The 16322-nt window shown below is 52.0% G+C and carries 14 protein-coding genes; 6 read left to right on the top strand and 8 right to left on the bottom strand.

Annotated elements, in window-relative coordinates:
- Window positions 1-10 precede the first annotated feature (10 nt).
- On the bottom strand, window positions 11-2353 hold the full coding sequence (locus tag F0P93_RS28495) for a glycosyltransferase family 4 protein (protein WP_225309687.1): 2343 nt from the start codon (window positions 2351-2353) through the stop codon (window positions 11-13).
- Between the two features lie 261 nt (window positions 2354-2614).
- Here F0P93_RS28495 and F0P93_RS28490 point away from each other — a divergent pair, with 261 nt between their 5' ends.
- Entirely contained in the window at window positions 2615-4978 is a 2364-nt protein-coding gene (locus F0P93_RS28490) for an efflux RND transporter permease subunit (protein WP_150881204.1), read from the top strand.
- 120 nt (window positions 4979-5098) lie between these two features.
- Here F0P93_RS28490 and F0P93_RS28485 read toward each other — a convergent pair whose 3' ends face one another.
- On the bottom strand, window positions 5099-5401 hold the full coding sequence (locus F0P93_RS28485; protein WP_150881203.1) for a DUF4286 family protein: 303 nt from the start codon (window positions 5399-5401) through the stop codon (window positions 5099-5101).
- Window positions 5402-5559: 158 nt separating this feature from the next.
- On the opposite strand from F0P93_RS28485, the gene F0P93_RS28480 reads away from it, so the two are divergent.
- From F0P93_RS28480 to F0P93_RS28470, 3 genes are all read left to right on the top strand, one after another.
- Entirely contained in the window at window positions 5560-6021 is a 462-nt protein-coding gene (locus F0P93_RS28480) for a cytochrome B (protein WP_150881202.1), read from the top strand.
- A 77-nt stretch (window positions 6022-6098) separates the two neighbouring features.
- Entirely contained in the window at window positions 6099-6608 is a 510-nt protein-coding gene (locus tag F0P93_RS28475) for a hypothetical protein (protein WP_150881201.1), read from the top strand.
- A 66-nt stretch (window positions 6609-6674) separates the two neighbouring features.
- Window positions 6675-7847, top strand: a complete 1173-nt coding sequence (locus F0P93_RS28470) for a glutathionylspermidine synthase family protein (protein WP_150881200.1) — start codon at window positions 6675-6677, stop codon at window positions 7845-7847.
- A 4-nt stretch (window positions 7848-7851) separates the two neighbouring features.
- On the opposite strand, the gene F0P93_RS28465 is transcribed toward F0P93_RS28470, so the two are convergent.
- Window positions 7852-8649, bottom strand: a complete 798-nt coding sequence (locus F0P93_RS28465) for an SDR family oxidoreductase (protein WP_150881199.1) — start codon at window positions 8647-8649, stop codon at window positions 7852-7854.
- A gap of 156 nt (window positions 8650-8805) precedes the next feature.
- On the opposite strand from F0P93_RS28465, the gene F0P93_RS28460 reads away from it, so the two are divergent.
- Entirely contained in the window at window positions 8806-9153 is a 348-nt protein-coding gene (locus tag F0P93_RS28460) for a DoxX family protein (protein WP_150881198.1), read from the top strand.
- On the opposite strand, the gene F0P93_RS28455 is transcribed toward F0P93_RS28460, so the two are convergent.
- A complete protein-coding gene (locus F0P93_RS28455) occupies window positions 9144-9692 on the bottom strand; it encodes a GNAT family N-acetyltransferase (RefSeq protein ID WP_150881197.1) in 549 nt (182 codons plus the stop codon). The two genes, F0P93_RS28460 and F0P93_RS28455, sit on opposite strands and share 10 nt — an antisense overlap.
- 343 nt (window positions 9693-10035) lie before the next feature.
- Between F0P93_RS28455 and F0P93_RS28450 the strand changes: the two genes are divergently transcribed.
- Window positions 10036-12072 (top strand): M13 family metallopeptidase, encoded by a 2037-nt coding sequence (locus F0P93_RS28450; RefSeq protein ID WP_150881196.1) that lies wholly within the window; start codon window positions 10036-10038, stop codon window positions 12070-12072.
- A gap of 5 nt (window positions 12073-12077) precedes the next feature.
- Here the strand turns inward: F0P93_RS28450 and F0P93_RS28445 are convergent, their stop codons facing one another.
- From F0P93_RS28445 to serA, 4 genes are all read right to left on the bottom strand, one after another.
- The gene (locus tag F0P93_RS28445) at window positions 12078-12728 is read right to left on the bottom strand and encodes a hypothetical protein (protein WP_150881195.1); all 651 of its coding nucleotides are present in this window, start codon (window positions 12726-12728) and stop codon (window positions 12078-12080) included.
- 145 nt (window positions 12729-12873) lie between these two features.
- Complete coding sequence (locus F0P93_RS28440; RefSeq protein WP_150881194.1) at window positions 12874-13950, bottom strand: aminotransferase class V-fold PLP-dependent enzyme; 1077 nt, start codon at window positions 13948-13950, stop codon at window positions 12874-12876.
- A 6-nt stretch (window positions 13951-13956) separates the two neighbouring features.
- A complete protein-coding gene (locus F0P93_RS28435; protein WP_150881193.1) occupies window positions 13957-14397 on the bottom strand; it encodes a hypothetical protein in 441 nt (146 codons plus the stop codon).
- A gap of 9 nt (window positions 14398-14406) precedes the next feature.
- Window positions 14407-16311 (bottom strand): phosphoglycerate dehydrogenase, encoded by a 1905-nt coding sequence (gene serA / locus F0P93_RS28430; protein WP_150881192.1) that lies wholly within the window; start codon window positions 16309-16311, stop codon window positions 14407-14409.
- Window positions 16312-16322 lie beyond the last annotated feature (11 nt).

Here is a 16322-nt window from a genome sequence, read left to right as displayed (position 1 = left end):
CCTTCAACGTTTAAACTAACAAGGTTAGTGCCGTATTTGCAATTTCAGCGTCGGAAATTTGTTTTTGGGTTAAATGCAGCTCAGTCAGCGCCATTAAATACGCGAGTGTCGATTCAGCACCCTGGTTCTGGTTGACCCGGTCGACGTGCAGGCCATCGCGGCAACCACCCGTGTTGGGATCATAAACCGACAGACCCAGATCGTTATGACCGGTAAACCACTTGAATATCTTCGTGGCCCTTTTCAGCCAGACGGCTTCGCGGGTGATCCGGTAGGCCGCCAGACAGGCTGAAACCGACCCCTGCACTTCCACCGGCTGCTGATCGAAATACGCCCGTTTCCCACCTTTGGTATAAAAACCGTTGGAACCGATGGGCTGAAAATAACCGGTGCTGGCGATGCCATTCCCCGTCATCTGCAAACTGATCAGCCATTCCAGTGTTTTGATACCCAGATCGGTCACCTTCGCGTCCTGCAACGTTTCTCCGGCACAAATCAGCGCGTGGGACAATTTCGCATTGTCGTAGGTCAGATACCCTTCAAACCACGGCCAGTCTTTGGATTTACCATCCTGATACCGGAGCAGCAATTTGTCCACCAATTGCTGTAAAATGGTTTTTACCAGCCGGTCATTCCCGAAGCGTTTGAGGTACTCACAGGCGCCCATGATGCCGAAAGCCCAGGCCCGGGGTGAGGGCAGGTCGACCAGCGAAGGCAGTGCCTGGTGTAAAATCGGCATCGCCCAGGTAATCAGGTTTTTATCGGCCGAACGACCGACGCAGGTTCCCAGCGCCCAGATGGCGCGGCCCGTGCTGTCGTCGGACCCCACTTCTTCGAGCCAACGGCGGTCGTAGCCCATAAAATTCCGGAACTGACCCCGCCCCTGCAGGTAAGCATAGTTGAGAAATGCCGCAAAATCGTCGGTGAGTTTGGCCAGTTTCCGATCGCCCATACCAGCCTCTTCCACCATCACGGTCAGAATCAGCGCGCGGGCGTTGTCATCGGTGCAATAGCCTTCTTCGTAGTGCGGCAAATGGTAGCGGGCGTGCTGAATGATTCCCGTTGAATCGGTCAGGCGGTACAGGTGGTCGAGCCGAATCGGCGGCAACTTGTACGTCCCTCCCCCATTGCCATTGATCAACGCCAGCGGGCTCCCCGGTAACGCAATCGGCTGTTGACGCGCCTGTACGAACGACTGAACGTAGCGTTCCATCACGCGTTCCCAGATCATGCTGCGCCCGAGCATATACGCTTTTTTGCGCATTCCGTGCCGCAGGGGTTCATCACTCATCAGCTTGATAATGGCATCGGCAACGGCTTCCGAGTCGTTGAACGGCACCAGAACACCCCGGCCGTCGGCCAGCAATTCTTCGGCATGCCAGTAGGGCGTCGAAACCACCGCCTTGCCACAGCCAAAAGCGTAGGAAAGCGTTCCGGACGTTATCTGGGCCGCATTCAGATAGGGCGTGATGTAAATATCAGCCGCGCCCAGAAACTCAATCAGATTGTCCAGCTCAACGAACTGATTGAAAAACAGCACGTTGTTTTTGACGCCACAGTCGGCGGCCAGTTTTTTCAAACTGTCGCGATACACTTCACCCTGATCCCGGATGAGGTTGGGGTGCGTCGCGCCCAGCACGATGTAGACGGTATTCGGAAACTGGTCGACAATGCGGGGCAATGCCTTGATGACGTTTTCAATGCCCTTGTTGGGCGACAGCAACCCGAAGGTCAGCAACACCTGCTTGCCTTCGATGCCAAACCGGTCTTTGTGAAAATGCGGATCGACAAACGGCATATCGGGAATCCCGTGCGCAATGACGTCGATCTTGTCTTCAGGAACTTCATAAATATCTTTCAGGAACTGACGTCCTTTCTCGGTCATCACCACCACCCGCGCCGACAGATCAGCGATGGTTTTCAGCACCATGAGCTGGTCCTGATCCGGATTGCGCAACACGGTATGAAAGGTTGTTACCACCGGCATTGTGAGATTCCGAAGCAGGGTCAAAATATAGTTGCCCGCCGTTCCACCGTAAATACCGTACTCGTGCTGCAGGCAGACCACCTCGGTGTTCATGGAATTCAGAAATTCGGCGGCTTTTTTGTAGGAATTCAGATCGTGCTGATAAAATTCATACCGTACCTCATCCGGATAATCGTAGCCTTCCGGCACGTCGTTGACCGACACGACCATCGCCGACGATTCCGGATAATACGTTGTAAATGATTTGTATAGATCAGAAGTAAAGGTGGCAATCCCACACTTTCGGGGTAAGTAATCGCCTATAAATGCCACACTGGTGGGCATGTGCACACTAGGGGATACGTTTTGTAAGGTAGCAAGATTCATAATTATTCTTGGAAATAATGGTATAGAAATAATCCTGGCGCACTTGTAATTTAACTAAGCAAAGAATGACCGACCTTTTATGTGTGGACGCTTATAGATTAACTCCAAATAGCAAGACTTGTTTAATATATTTACGGGCGAAGTTATCCTACACCCGGTTTCCATGAAGAGACCGTACCTTTAAAGCCGAACGTTCGACCTGGGTTTTCAAAAACACACCCAAATTTTGTACCTTGCGCGCTTAACTTCTGTTCTGGCTTGATGTTCTGGCACCGCGTTTCGGATTTCATCTTAAAAAATCGCATTCTCCTGCTCATTGTTATTTTCGTAGGGACGGTATTTATGGCGTATCAGGCCACCCGCATCCAGCTTTCCTACGAAATTGCCCGGATTCTTCCTTCCAACGACCCCGACTTTGCACTCTACGAATCCTTTAAGAAACGGTTTGGCGAAGACGGCAGCGTGATGGTCATCGGGATTGAAACACCTAACCTCTATACGTTACCGGTTTTTAACGGCTGGTATGCGTTGAATCAGGCCATTAAAAAATCGGATGGCGTCCAGAACGTATTGTCGGCTGCCAGTCTGTTCCACATCGTCCGCAACGACAGCATCAAACAGTTTCAGTTTTTGCCCCTTGTTCCCCAGCCACCTACCACGCAGGCCGAGGTAGACAGCCTCCGTTTAAAAGTGGCTAACCTGCCTTTTTACAAGGGTTTTGTCGCCGACAGTGCCGGTCGGTCGCACCTGATGGCCGTCACGTTCGATCAGAAGAAGCTGAATACCAAAGACCGCATCGGGATTGTGCTGGAGATTGAGAAAAAAGTAAGAGCCTTCGGAGCCAGGCACAACATCCCGGTTCACATGTCCGGTATGCCCTACATCCGTACCAAATTTACGGGCAAAGTCAGCAACGAAATGGTGCTGTTTATGGCACTGGCGTTCGGCGTAACGGCCATCATTCTGCTCTTTTTCTTCCGGTCCATCGTAGCCGTTCTGGCGGCCATTAGCATCGTCGGGGTGGGGGTTGTCTGGTCGCTGGGCTTTCTGGTGCTCTTTGGCTACAAAATCACCTTGCTAACCGGTTTGCTGCCGCCCCTCATCATCGTCATCGGCATTCCGAACACCATCTTTCTCATCAATAAATACTTCGAAGAATTCAGCCACCACGGCGACAAAATCAAAGCGTTGAATACCGCCACGGAAGCCATCGGTGAAATGACGTTTTTTGCCAACGTCACCACCGCCATCGGTTTTTTCGTCTTCTATTTCGCCAGCAGTCCGATGCTGGCCCAGTTTGGGTTGGTGGCTTCGCTGGGGGTGGTCGTGACCTACGCGCTGTGTCTGGTGCTGATTCCGATCGTCTTCGGCTATTTGCCCGAGCCGTCGTCGCGGCAGCGTGGTCATCTGGAAAGCCGTTGGGTGGTTTCGTTTCTGAACTGGGTCAATCACACGGTTCACCACCGCCGTCGGGCCATATATGCCTTCATCGGTATTCTGGTGATCGTCAGCCTGATTGGAGCCATGCGCATCCAGGCGGTTGGCTACGTGGTCGATGATTTGCCGAAAAACGACCCGATTTATACTGATCTGAAATTTTTCGAGAAAAACTTCCGGGGCGTTCTGCCTTTCGAAGTATCCATCGACACCCGCCAGCCGGGGCGGGTTTTGACGCCCCAGACGCTGACCAAGATGCGGCTTTTGCAGCGCGAGTTTGAGAAATATCCGGAGTTCACGCGCCCGCTGTCGGTGGTCGAAGCGGCCAAGTTTCTGTACCAGGCCTATCGCGGGGGCGAGCCGAAATATTACGTCCTGCCCGGTGCGCTGGAAATGGCCAAAGTGGCCAGCTATGCGCCCCAGATGAAAGGAAAAGCCAATCTGTTCAAAGGATTTATCGACAGCACGAGCCGCTACACCCGCGTGAGTTTTCAGATGGCCGACGTCGGCACGGTGCGCATCCGGGAGTTGCTGACCACCCTCCAACCCCGGGTCGATTCCATTTTTAACATCGATCGCGAAACCGGTAAACGCGTTTCCAACGGCGATATGTACGACGTCCGGCTGACGGGCAGCAGCAGCATTTTCACGAAAGGCAACGAGTACCTGGTGGATAACCTGAAGGAAAGTGTGTACCTGGCGGTAATTCTGATCACCGCACTGCTGGCCCTTTTACTCCGCGACGTCCGAACGATCATCATCTGTTCGCTGCCCCGCATTGTTCCGCTGATCATCACGGCGGGAATCATGGGCTATTTCGGGATTCGGCTCAAACCATCGACCATCCTGATTTTCAGCGTTGCGTTTGGGATTGCGTCCGACGGCACGATCTATTTCATCGCCCGGTATCGCGAAGAACTCCGGCGGGGCCTCAGCATTTCCAAAGCCATCACCAACACCATCCACCAGGCCGGTATCAGCATGATTTACACGGCCTTTATCCTCTTCGCCGGTTTCGCCATTTTCGCCTTCTCGACCTTTCAGGGAACCGTAGCGCTCGGTGTTCTGGTGTCGATCACCCTGCTGATGGGCATGGCCGCCAACCTGATTCTACTCCCCGCCTTCCTGCTCTCGCTCGACAAACGCAAGAGCCGGAAGGAACTGCTGAACAATGAAAGTGCAGTGTAGTAATCTGTTTACAGTATTCGGTTTACCGTTTACGGTGGCTGACGCATTCAAAAATCACGAATGTCGAATGTATAATGCGTCAGCCACCGTAAACGGTAAACCGAATACCGTAAACCCTTTTCAAACTTCCTCCAGCAAACTCTGGAACGAGACGAACTGATTCCCAAACCGCTCCTGGATTTTATCCATCAGTTCATCGCCGTGGTATTTCTGAAAGCGGTAAAAATCCAGTTTGATTCGAAAGGAATACTGGAAGGTATACGTCGCGCCGTTGTTATCGACTTCGGTGAGCAAATGCAAAATTTTGTAGCTCAGCGGCAGGCCGGTTGCCATGACGGCCGGCACGTGTTCGGCCTTCATCCAGTGTAACCACTCCCGCTCAACGGTTTTGTCGATGTTAATCGTCAGGTTGTAAAGAATCATGTTTTAGAGATAAGAGAGGAGTCAAGAGATCAGTAAAAGGGTCTCTCCATCCGAATGCAACCGCAATTTCGTGCTTTTTGTCCGTAATCTTGCGGCAATTCTCATTCGTCTTAGCCACAAATGTTGTTTCTTTGCCCTACGACAAACTTACTCACTCTATGTTCTATACTATACTGGTTCGTGCCCACTCGGGTCTTCGCTGGGTTGTATTGATTCTGTTGCTTGCCGCCATCGTCACCGCATTTCGGAAATGGCAGGGCCGCGATGAATACACGCCGGGAGATAACACGCTGTACCTTTTTACCTTAATTGCCACCCATACGCAGTTTTTGATTGGTTTAATTCTGTATTTTATCAGCCCCAAAGTGCCCCTTTTTGATGCAGGAATCGATATGGGCACTATCATGAAAACAGCGTTGTACCGGTTTTACACCATCGAACACATTACCGGAATGCTGATTGCCGTGGTGCTGATCACGATTGGTCGCTCCAAATCGCGCCGGATCAGCGGCCCCGTTCAGAAACACCGGACGGTTTTCATCTTCTTTGGATTGGGACTGCTTGCCATTCTGATTTCGATCCCGTGGCCCTTCCGCATTCCCGGCGCAGGCTGGTTTTGAGAAGTGGCCAATGAACCACCGACGATTCTTGTTAATTCAGACGTTGTTCATTGGTCATTTTTCAGTAATTTCCCTGTATGCATCCCGCGCCCCAGCACCGAACCATCCTGAACTGGATTCAGCCTTCCGACGCTGAACGGTACGAGATTTATTCGGAACTGGGACTTCCGCAGGCGGTTTTAACCATCGAAGCGCACCAGTACGCAACGCTCGACTCCCGCTTTGGCAGCTACCGAATACACCGCCAGACGCCGGCCACCACCATCGCCGTGACCGACGCGGGCGGAGTATCCATTGCCACCATTCGCACCGGCTGGTGGGGTCGTCTTTCCCTGACGTTTGACGATGGGCGTGAACTGCGCTTCAATTCCTCCAGCGTGTTTCGCAGCCGCTGGCTCTGGAGCAATGCCAACGGCGAACCGCGGGCGGTTGTGCAACGCAGCCGGATTTTCTTCGCCCCCGAATGGCCCATTCGTGAAGGACTTTCGGCCCTGCTGGCCGGGCTAACCATCTATTTTATCGTCACCCGACCCAAATCGGTATTCGGTTTACGGCTTTCCGTTTTCGCCGGGCCAACGTTTTGGTAGCTGACGCATTCGTATCGCTCGCTAGTTCCGTGAACGAAAAACCGTATACCGCAAACCACAACAACTATGATCAACACCCGCTCTTTACCGGTTTCGCCGGATCAGCAACTCCGCAATATTGGCTGGAACTGGATGCTTGGAACCGACACGCTGTCGTACCTGACCAACGAAGTCGTTGTGGTAAGCCCGGCCGAAGCCGATGCCTATTATGAAGCCGGAAATCAGTTGTTTACCATGCTGGTAGAAGCCGGGCAACATGTCATCGACACCAACCGGTTCAGCGAGCTGGGAATTCCGGACAACCTCATCGACCTCATCAAACTATCCTGGAGCGACGACCGGCACATTCAGCTCTACGGGCGTTTCGACCTCGCGGGCGGCATTGACGGCCAGCCCATCAAACTGATCGAGTTCAATGCCGACACGGCGACCTGCATCCCCGAAACGGCGGTGGTTCAATACGCCCACCTACGGGCCAACGGGCTGGATGAAGAACAGCAATTCAACTCCGTTTATGAAACGCTGGTAGAGCAATTCCGCGACATCCTGCTGCACAACGAAGACAAACAACCGACGCTGTTGCTATCCGCCATGCGCGGTTTTCCGGAAGATGACAGCAACCTGGCGGTTTTGGGCGAAGCGGCCCGGGAAGCTGGTTTTACAGTCGAATTCGAGTACATCGACAAAGTTGAATTCTCGGTCGATGAAGGCATTTTCAAACAGAATCCGGAGAATGGTCAATTCGACAAATTTGATTTCTGGTTCAAGCTGGTGCCCTGGGAATACATCGGCCATGAGGAATCCGACCTGGCCCACATCCTGACCGAAGCCGTGCGCCGTCGGCAGGTGGTGATCCTCAATCCGGCGTATTCGCTTTTGTTTCAGTCGAAATACATCCTGAAAATTCTGTGGGAACTGTATCCGTTTCACCCGTTGCTGCTGAAAACCGACACCCAGTCCCTCACCGACCGGATGTACGTCGAGAAAGTGTTGTTTGGTCGCGAAGGGGCCAACGTCCGCATTCTGGACGAGCAGGGACGTGTGCAGGCCGAAGCCGATGGGGAGTATGACGACTACCCAAAAATTTACCAGGAATACGTGGCGCTACCCACCGACGGAACCGGCAAACGCTACCAGGCCGGGGTGTTTTACGTCGGCGAAAGCTGCGGTTTGGGTTTCCGGCGCGGGGGAGCTATTTTGGACAATGGCGCGCAGTTTGTCGGACATCTGATCGGCTGACCGATCAGCCCATCAGCAACGACTCCCCGCCGTCGATCCAGATGGGTGTGCCGGTAATGTGACTGGCCCGGTCGGAAGCCAGAAAAGCGACCACTTCGGCCACCTGCTCACTGGTGCCGGGAACACCGTCGGTCAGCGGAATAACGCCTTCCGGAAACTCGACCGGTTCCCGGGCCGACTCCAGTTTGCGTTTTTCGGTGCTATCATTGATTTCGGTTTCGATGGCGCCGGGGCAAACGACATTCACCCGGATCCGGTGTTTGGCGAGTTCCAGCGCGGCCATTTTGGCAAAGGCCAGTTGACCGGCTTTGGTGGTTGAATAGGCCGTAGCTCCGGTATTGCTAAAAATCCGTGTGCCGTTCACCGAAGCCGTGATGATCACCGAACCGCCGTTTTCTTTTAACATGGGAATGGCGTATTTGACGGTCAGAAACGTACCGCGCAGGTTGATGTTCATGGTTTTGTCCCACTCATCCGGTTGCAGGTCTTCAATGGGCGCCCACACGCCGTTGACACCCGCATTGGCGAAAACGATGTGCAACCCGCCAAACTGGCTTTTGATGGCTTCGAATGCCTTTTGCATGTCCTCCGGTTTTGAGATATCGGCCAGCAAAGCGATGGCGTCTCCGCCCTCCTTCCGGATTTGCTGCACGGTTTCCTGCAACTCACTGTCCGTTCGGCCCAAAGCTACCAGTTTTGCGCCGTTTCGGGCCAGAAGCAGGGCGGTCGCCTTTCCAATTCCCGAACCGGCACCGGTTACCAACGCTACTTTTCCGGTAAATTCCTTATCTTGACTGCTCATGTTGCCAATCGATTACGTTTCTTCTGACTTATCTACCTGCAGTTTGTCTCTTTTGTTAGAAAAATCAGCAAATTCTTTCCAACTCTTCCCGTAAATGCACTTTTCAGGATTCATTCAAAACCCAGGTTGTTCACCCCAAAACCGCACTCCCCGTTCATGAACAACCTGAGTCTTTACGCCATTGCCGCCGTCTACATCGTGTCGGGAATCCTGCACTTCATCCGCCCCGAACCCTACCTCCGCATCATGCCGCCCTACATTCCCTACCACCCGTTGATGGTGATTCTCAGCGGTATTGCCGAACTGGTACTGGGCCTTGGTCTGCTGTTTCCGATCACCCGGTCGCTGGCTGCCTGGGGGTTGATTCTGCTGTTGATCGCCATTTTTCCGGCTAATCTGTACATGGCGACGGCCGACAAATTTTCGTCTATACCGGCCTGGATTCGCTGGGGGCGGCTACCGTTGCAGGGCGTCCTGATCTGGTGGGCCTGGCGCTATACCTGAACCGGCGGTTGCAAACGGCGTCGTTCCCAGCGCACCCCTTCTTCCACGGCACCAACCAACTGAAAACCGTTTTTCTGCAACACCCGCTGCGATGAAATGTGTTGGGTGGGCGTATCGGCCACGACCGACTTCACATCCGGATGTTGGAAAATCCAGTCCAGAAAACAGGCAACGGCTTCGGTGGTAAATTGTTGACCCTCAAACTTTTGGTCCATAAAATAGCCAATCATCGTTTGACCCGTAGCATCCGGTGTTCCGGCTACGCCAATCCCGCCGATGGTCAGATTGAGTTCGCGATGGACGACCAGCCAGTGGGTATACCAAAACCAGTGGTCAGGGTGAGCTTTAACCTGAGGGATGATGTACTGCGGCAGTGCTACATCAAATTCCGCCATAAAATCGTGATTCCCACTCAGACTAAGGTTCGAAATTTTTAACCCACGGACCGTTTCCAGGGCAGTCCGGCTCATCGCCAGTTGCTCGAGGCTCGTGAGGGGCAATGGAATTAATTGCAGGCGTGTTGAGAAAAGAGAAGTCATTGTGGTAACTGGTAAATGATTGAAAATAAAGACAATAGAATATCACACCATCCGCATGGTGATGCGTTATCCGGACGAATCAATCAATAAACCAGTCCAGGCAGGAAGCCGGAAAGCAGTGAAGTATTCAGAGGCAGTTGTGTTAAACCGTCGTAAAGATAGAACCAAATTGATTCTTTTTCCAGTGGTTCCCGGCGAATAGGGGTAAGCCTGAGGACGCTACCGGGCCAGAAGCCCCAAAATTATACCAACGGTCAATATCACCCAATTTACGGTAGGAATAGACAGTAGTAAAAAAGTTACTTTTACCCCTTTCTGTTTGAGTCAACGAACAAACTAGTCTATGAAACTTCCAAAATCTCTCCTGCTGGCCATCGGCGGAATGGCATGGCTCACGGCCTGCAAAACTGAAAAAGACGAGACCGCCCGGACGGTATTTTTCGATAAATCGGGCATGGATACCACCGTTGTCCCCGGCAATGATTTCTTTTCGTATGCCAATGGAGGTTGGGTTAAAAACACCAAAATCCCGGAGGATCAGACCGGCTGGGGTTCCTTTTACGAGCTTCAAGAGGAAAATCAGAAAAAAACGAAGTCTATTCTGGATGAAGCAGCCGCCAGCGGAGCTGCCAACGGCAGTGTTGAGCAGAAAGTAGGGGATTTTTACGCCAGCGGTATGGATACCGTTGCCATCGAAAAACGGGGTTTCGAACCCCTGAAAGCCGAACTGGCGAAGATTGCGGGTCTGAAAGACTACAAGGAAGCCCTGCTTTACATGGCCTCCGACGAAACCAACCGGGGGGGCGTTTTGTTCGGCATGGGCGTTGGACCCGACGACCGCCAGAGCACGATCAACCGGCTGAGTTTCGGCCAGAGCGGGTTGAGTTTGCCGGAGAAAGAGTATTATTTCAAAACCGACGATGAAACGAAGAAAATCCGGGCGGCTTTTGTCGCCTACGTTACCAAACTTTTTGTACTGACCGGCACGGACTCAACGACGGCCCGGAAAAAAGCCGACGGCATTCTGGCGTTTGAAACCACCCTGGCGAATGCCCACAAAGCCGCAGCCGACCTCCGCGACCCGATCAAAAACTACCACAAACTGTCGGTAGACGAACTCAATCAACGCACGCCCAACATCAACTGGAAATCGTTTCTGACCGCGATGACGGTAAAAACCGACACGGTTCTGGTGGGGCAACCGGAATATTACCAGGCGCTGAGTGCGGCTCTGCCCGCGACGCCCATCGACGTCATCAAAGACAAAGCGGCTTTTGGCTACATCGACTTCAATGCGTCTTTGTTGAGCCGCCCGTTTGTACAGGCTAAATTTGACTTCTACAATAAAACACTCTACGGACAACCCGTTCAGTCGGAACGTTGGAAGCGGATTTCCCAAAATGTCGATGCTTATCTAGGGGAATTGCTGGGGCAGTTGTGGGTCAAAAAACATTTTACGCCCGAAGCCAAAGAACGGATGCTGACGCTGGTCACCAACCTTCAGAAAGCTTACCGGAACCGGATTGAAAAGCTGGACTGGATGTCGCCGGAAACCAAAAAAATTGCGCTGGTCAAATTGGACGGGATCATGAATAAAATTGGCTACCCGGATAAGTGGAAAGATTATTCGGATGTTACCATCAAGCGCGATGCCTATTTTGAAAACGTGCAGTCAGCCCGCCTTCATGCCTCGAAAGAAAGTTTTGCCAAAATCGATAAAACCGTCGACCGCACCGAATGGATGATGACCCCGCCGGAAGTGAATGCCTACGCCAATCCATCGTTCAACGAAATCGTGTTCCCGGCCGGAATTCTGCAGTTTCCGTTTTTCGACAAAGACGCCGACGATGCCATCAATTACGGCGCTATCGGCATGGTGATCGGTCACGAGCTCACGCACCTTTTCGACGATCAGGGCCGTCAGTATGATGTTCAGGGGAACTTGCGCGACTGGTGGCAAAAGTCGGATGCTGATAAGTTTACGGCCAAAGCCAATCAGGTGGTCGATCAGTATAACAACTACACGGTGTTGGACAACCTGAAACTCAACGGACGTTTGACGTTGGGCGAAAACCTGGCCGATCTCGGCGGATTAGCCATTGCCTTCGATGCGTTTAAGCTGACTGATCAGAGCAAAAGTGATGAAAAAATCGACGGTTTCACGCCCCAGCAACGGTTTTTTCTGGGATTTGCGCAGGTCTGGCGCATCAAAATCCGGGATGAAACCCAGCGGGCCTACGTACAGGTCGATCCACACTCACCGGCGAAATACCGGGTCAATGGCCCCCTGAGCAATTTTGCACCCTTCTACCAGGCCTTTAACGTCAAACCGGGGGAACGAATGTACAAGCCGGAAGTGGATCAAACCCGGGTTTGGTAAGTTCGTCAGCGGCCAAAGTGCAGATTGGCGCCCAGTTTGATTTGCGGGCCGCGGTTGTGGCCCGCAAATACCGGGGCCTTGTCGTAGTAGTTGTTCTCGATCATGAGTTCGAAGCTCAGCTTTTCCATCGCTTTTACGCCCAGACCCAGACCAATGTTCAGGCTGCTAAAACCCCGGTTATCGTTGGGACCGACGTCGCTGGAACGAAATTTTCCAATATTAAAACCGCCTTCGCCAAAGACGTAAAAGTTGTTTCGAACCGGGTAATACCGAACAAAGGCTCCCCCGGAATTGGCACGGTAGCTGGTGGAGGCCCGGCTTTCGAACGCGCCCCGCAGGCCGACGGACAGTCCCTGCTGAATGAAGAAACTGGCGCGGGGATTAAAAGCCGTATACAAACCCTGCCCTTTTCCCGTAGCAAAACCCAGAGCGGCACCCAGCATAAAGGCCCCCTTTTGAAACCACGGCAAGCCAGGCCGTCGGAAATAGGAAGGTTTTACGTCCGAAAATACTTCCCGGGAACGATATGTCGTATCTGGTAATGGCGTAGTGGGAATATCCCGTCGGAGGGTGTCGGTTTCCTGCGCTTGTACAACAACGGTTGTGAACAGGCAAAAAACAATCAGATGGGCCAGTCGGTTAGAGTACGGTTTCATGGAATTACGCTGAGTTGTCTTCGTAAAACCAGTTTGAGGGAATAAAGTTTATTTAAATGCAAATAGCACCGGTTTTGAACAGAAAATCCTCACAAAACGCGGGGATAGTCTGGCCCAAACCGGTGCTAATTCGTTTATCAAAAAACTAGACGTTACCCAACACCTCGATCAATCGGCCGATCTGCTCCGCATCGGTCGCCGGAAAGTTGGCAATCCGGATCTGGGTGTCTTTTAACTGTCCGTACCCACTGCCCACAACCATTCCGGATTCTTTTACTTTGCTAATGATCTCCGACGACGGTTTTTGCGTGTTAGCCACCACCACCGTCCGCGAACGGTGCCGGTCGTTTTTCACAAAAGGCGAGAATTGCGGGTGACTCTCCACAAATTTGTACAGCATTTTCGCCTTCTCCTCCGTCTCCCTCCGCAGATTTTCGACGCCGACCCGGTTAAAATCCTGTGCAATTTTACCCAGCAGGTAGATGAACAGAACGTTGGGCGTAGCCGGTGTCTCAAACGTTTTGTAGTTTTTCCAGAGCGTTGGCAAGTTGTTGTGGGCGCCAATGTGCTGATCACCGTGTTTCAGGGTTTCGGCTTTTTCGAGGCATTTCTCATTGGCAATCCACACCCCCAAACCGGCCGGCATACCAAACGCTTTCTGAACGGAGAAAAAAGCCGTGTCGATGAGCGAGAAATCCAGATCGGGAAATGGTGCCGACGACACCATATCGACCGCAATCAGTTTTTTGGCATGACTACGCTTCAGCTTATGAATGTCGACCGGTCGCATCTGTACGCCCGAGCTCGTTTCGTTGTGCGTCACCGCGATCAGTTCGGCATATTCCGGCACCTCGATCTCGCTGTAATCGAACCCTTCGCCAAACGGTTTTTCCTGCTTGTGGGCGTATTTCTGCAAAGCGGTCGCGTAATCGCAGAATTTCTTCGAAAAAGATCCGTTCACCAGGTGAAAACTTTCGTGCTCGACGCAATTGAGCAGAATGCGTTCCCATACTTCAGAAGCCGAGCCGGTGAAGAAAATTCCGTGCGATTCCGGAATCGTCAGTAGCTCGCGCAACTGTTCGTCACAAAACTGATAGATACTCCGGAACTTGGCGCTCCGGTGCGAAATCGACCCGATCTGCTCGTCCATCGCCGTCTGAAGGTGTTGGTAAACAGTGGGATACAGTTCCGCTGGCCCGGCGGTGAAGTAGGTTTGTTTCATAATTGATCAATAAAAATACTGACTAGTCCAAATCAAGCTATCCGGAAATGTAAGTCCGAAATGTCCAAACTGTTCTTCGGTTGAAAGCACAACTCCATTTGACGGATTGTTTTTTTCATAAATAACCGGCAATGGCTTTTCCAGTAATGAATGGAGCTGCCATTCCGTCAAGGAATGAAAAGCACGGCATTTCTCCGTAAATGATTTTCCATTAATCAAATACCGCACCTCGGCGCGGTAGATCCGTCTTCGATACCGGGTTTGACCGGTTTCAATACGCGATATGGTTCCTACGACAAAAGCGGGTTCTTTCCGAATCTGCCTCCGTTCGTAAATCGTATACAGCTTCGGTATGGTAGCCAGAAGGAGCAGGAGAGGAATAAACGCAATCAGAAGAGCTTTTGAAGGCGGCCATTCCATTTGCTTTTTCTTTACCTCCTCTTCCATTCCTTTTCACTAATATAAAAGTCTGAATTTGATCGTATTATCGATATTCCGCAGTTCGTTGACCACTTCGTCCGAATAATCCTTGGCGATGTCGGTTATCACATAGCCAACCTGTTCGGTTGTTTTCAGGTATTGCCCCTGAATGTTGATGTGATAGTTGGCAAAAATAGCGTTGATCTTCGCCAGAATACCCGGCACGTTGGCGTGAATATGCAACAAACGGTGCGAGTCTTTCAACAGCGGCAATTGCACTTCCGGGAAATTGACGCTGCCGTAGGTACTGCCGTTGTTGATGTATTCCAGAAGTTTTCCGGGCACAAAATTACCGATGTTTTCCTGCGCTTCTTCCGTACTACCGCCGATGTGTGGGCTCAGAATGACATTCGGCAAACCGCGTAACTCGTTGATAAACTCCTCGTTATTGGTTTTCGGTTCATACGGAAACACGTCGATTCCCGCACCTGCTACGTGGCCACTCTTGATCGCATCCACCAATGCTGCAATGTCGACAATGTGTCCGCGCGACAGATTCAGGAAAATGACCCCTTCTTTCATCAGCGAAAACTCCCGGGCACCAATCAGATTTTTGTTGCTGGCGCGGCCGTCGGTATGCAGGCTAAGAAAATCAGAAATGGCGAGCAATTCGTCCAGGGTTTTGCATTTGCGGGCATTCCCCAGCGCCAGTTTATCGACAATGTCGTAGAAATACACTTCCATGCCCAGTGCTTCGGCTACCACCGACAATTGGGTGCCGATGTTGCCATAGCCTACCAGACCCAGTTTTTTCCCCCGGACTTCGAAGCTATTTTTGGCTGATTTGTCCCAAACGCCTTCGTGCATTTTATTGCTTTTCGGGACAATGTTCCGCACCAGCATGATGATTTCGCCGATGGCCAGTTCGACCACGGAGCGGGTGTTGCTATAGGGCGCGTTGAAAACCGCAATGCCTTTTTCGGTACAGGTTTTGAGGTCGATCTGGTTGGTACCGATGCAGAATGCGCCGACGCACATCAGTTTGTTGGCGTGTTCGAGCACGCGGCTGGTCACCTGCGTTTTGGAGCGAATGCCGAGAATGGAAACGTCCCGGATTTTCTCGATCAGCTCGTCTTCATCCAGGGCCCCTTTCAGAATTTCCACATTGAATCCTTCCCCTTCAAACAGTTTTACCGCTACGGGGTGTACGTTTTCGAGCAACAGAACTTTAATGCGGCTTTTGGGATACGATTGGCTGCGACTCAGCTTGTTGTGGTATAAAAACTCGTCGAGTGACGGCGCCACATGGTCAGCTTTTTCAATGACCTTCGGTCGCATGACATTCTCAGTAAAGGCGTAAAACCGGTTGGCTAAACCTGACTCCCGAATTTCGTAGTCGGTGTAGCCGTCGCCGATGACATAAATGTCGCCTTCGAGTTTCAGATCCCGAATCAGCTTCACTTTTCCTTTGTCGGTTGAGAGCGGGTTTTCACAATCGCAGCTCACGATGTTGCCAGCGGCATCGTAGACGAACGTATTGGCAAATACATTCTCTTCCTTGATGCCCAGCGACGTCACAATCGGGACGATAAATTCTTTAAAACCGCTCGACACGATGTAAATCTGGTCGGCATGTTCCGCCAGGAATTCCCGGTTCCGTTGAAACGAGTCCGAGATTTCGGTCTTCAGCGTTTCAATCAGCGCAGGCAAATGATCCCGGTGCGCCTGCAACAGTTCGAGCCGCAATTCGATGGATTTCGACAGCGAAATCTCGCCCGACATGCCCCGGTCGGTGATGATCTTGATTTTTTCGAGAATCGCTTCCCGGTCGCGGTGACCCGCCAGGGAGATTTCTCCCAGTACATCCAGGGCTTCGACTTTGGTAAAGGTGCTGTCGAAGTCAATGACGAAATACGTCTGTTCGAGTGTTTTGGTTAACATAATTGAGGACT

Origin of the sequence: Larkinella humicola, assembly GCF_008727875.1 — a bacterium.
Lineage (GTDB): Bacteria > Bacteroidota > Bacteroidia > Cytophagales > Spirosomataceae > Larkinella > Larkinella humicola.
The sequence above is the reverse complement of the archived record's forward strand: the minus strand, read 5'-3'. Positions and strand labels throughout refer to the sequence as shown.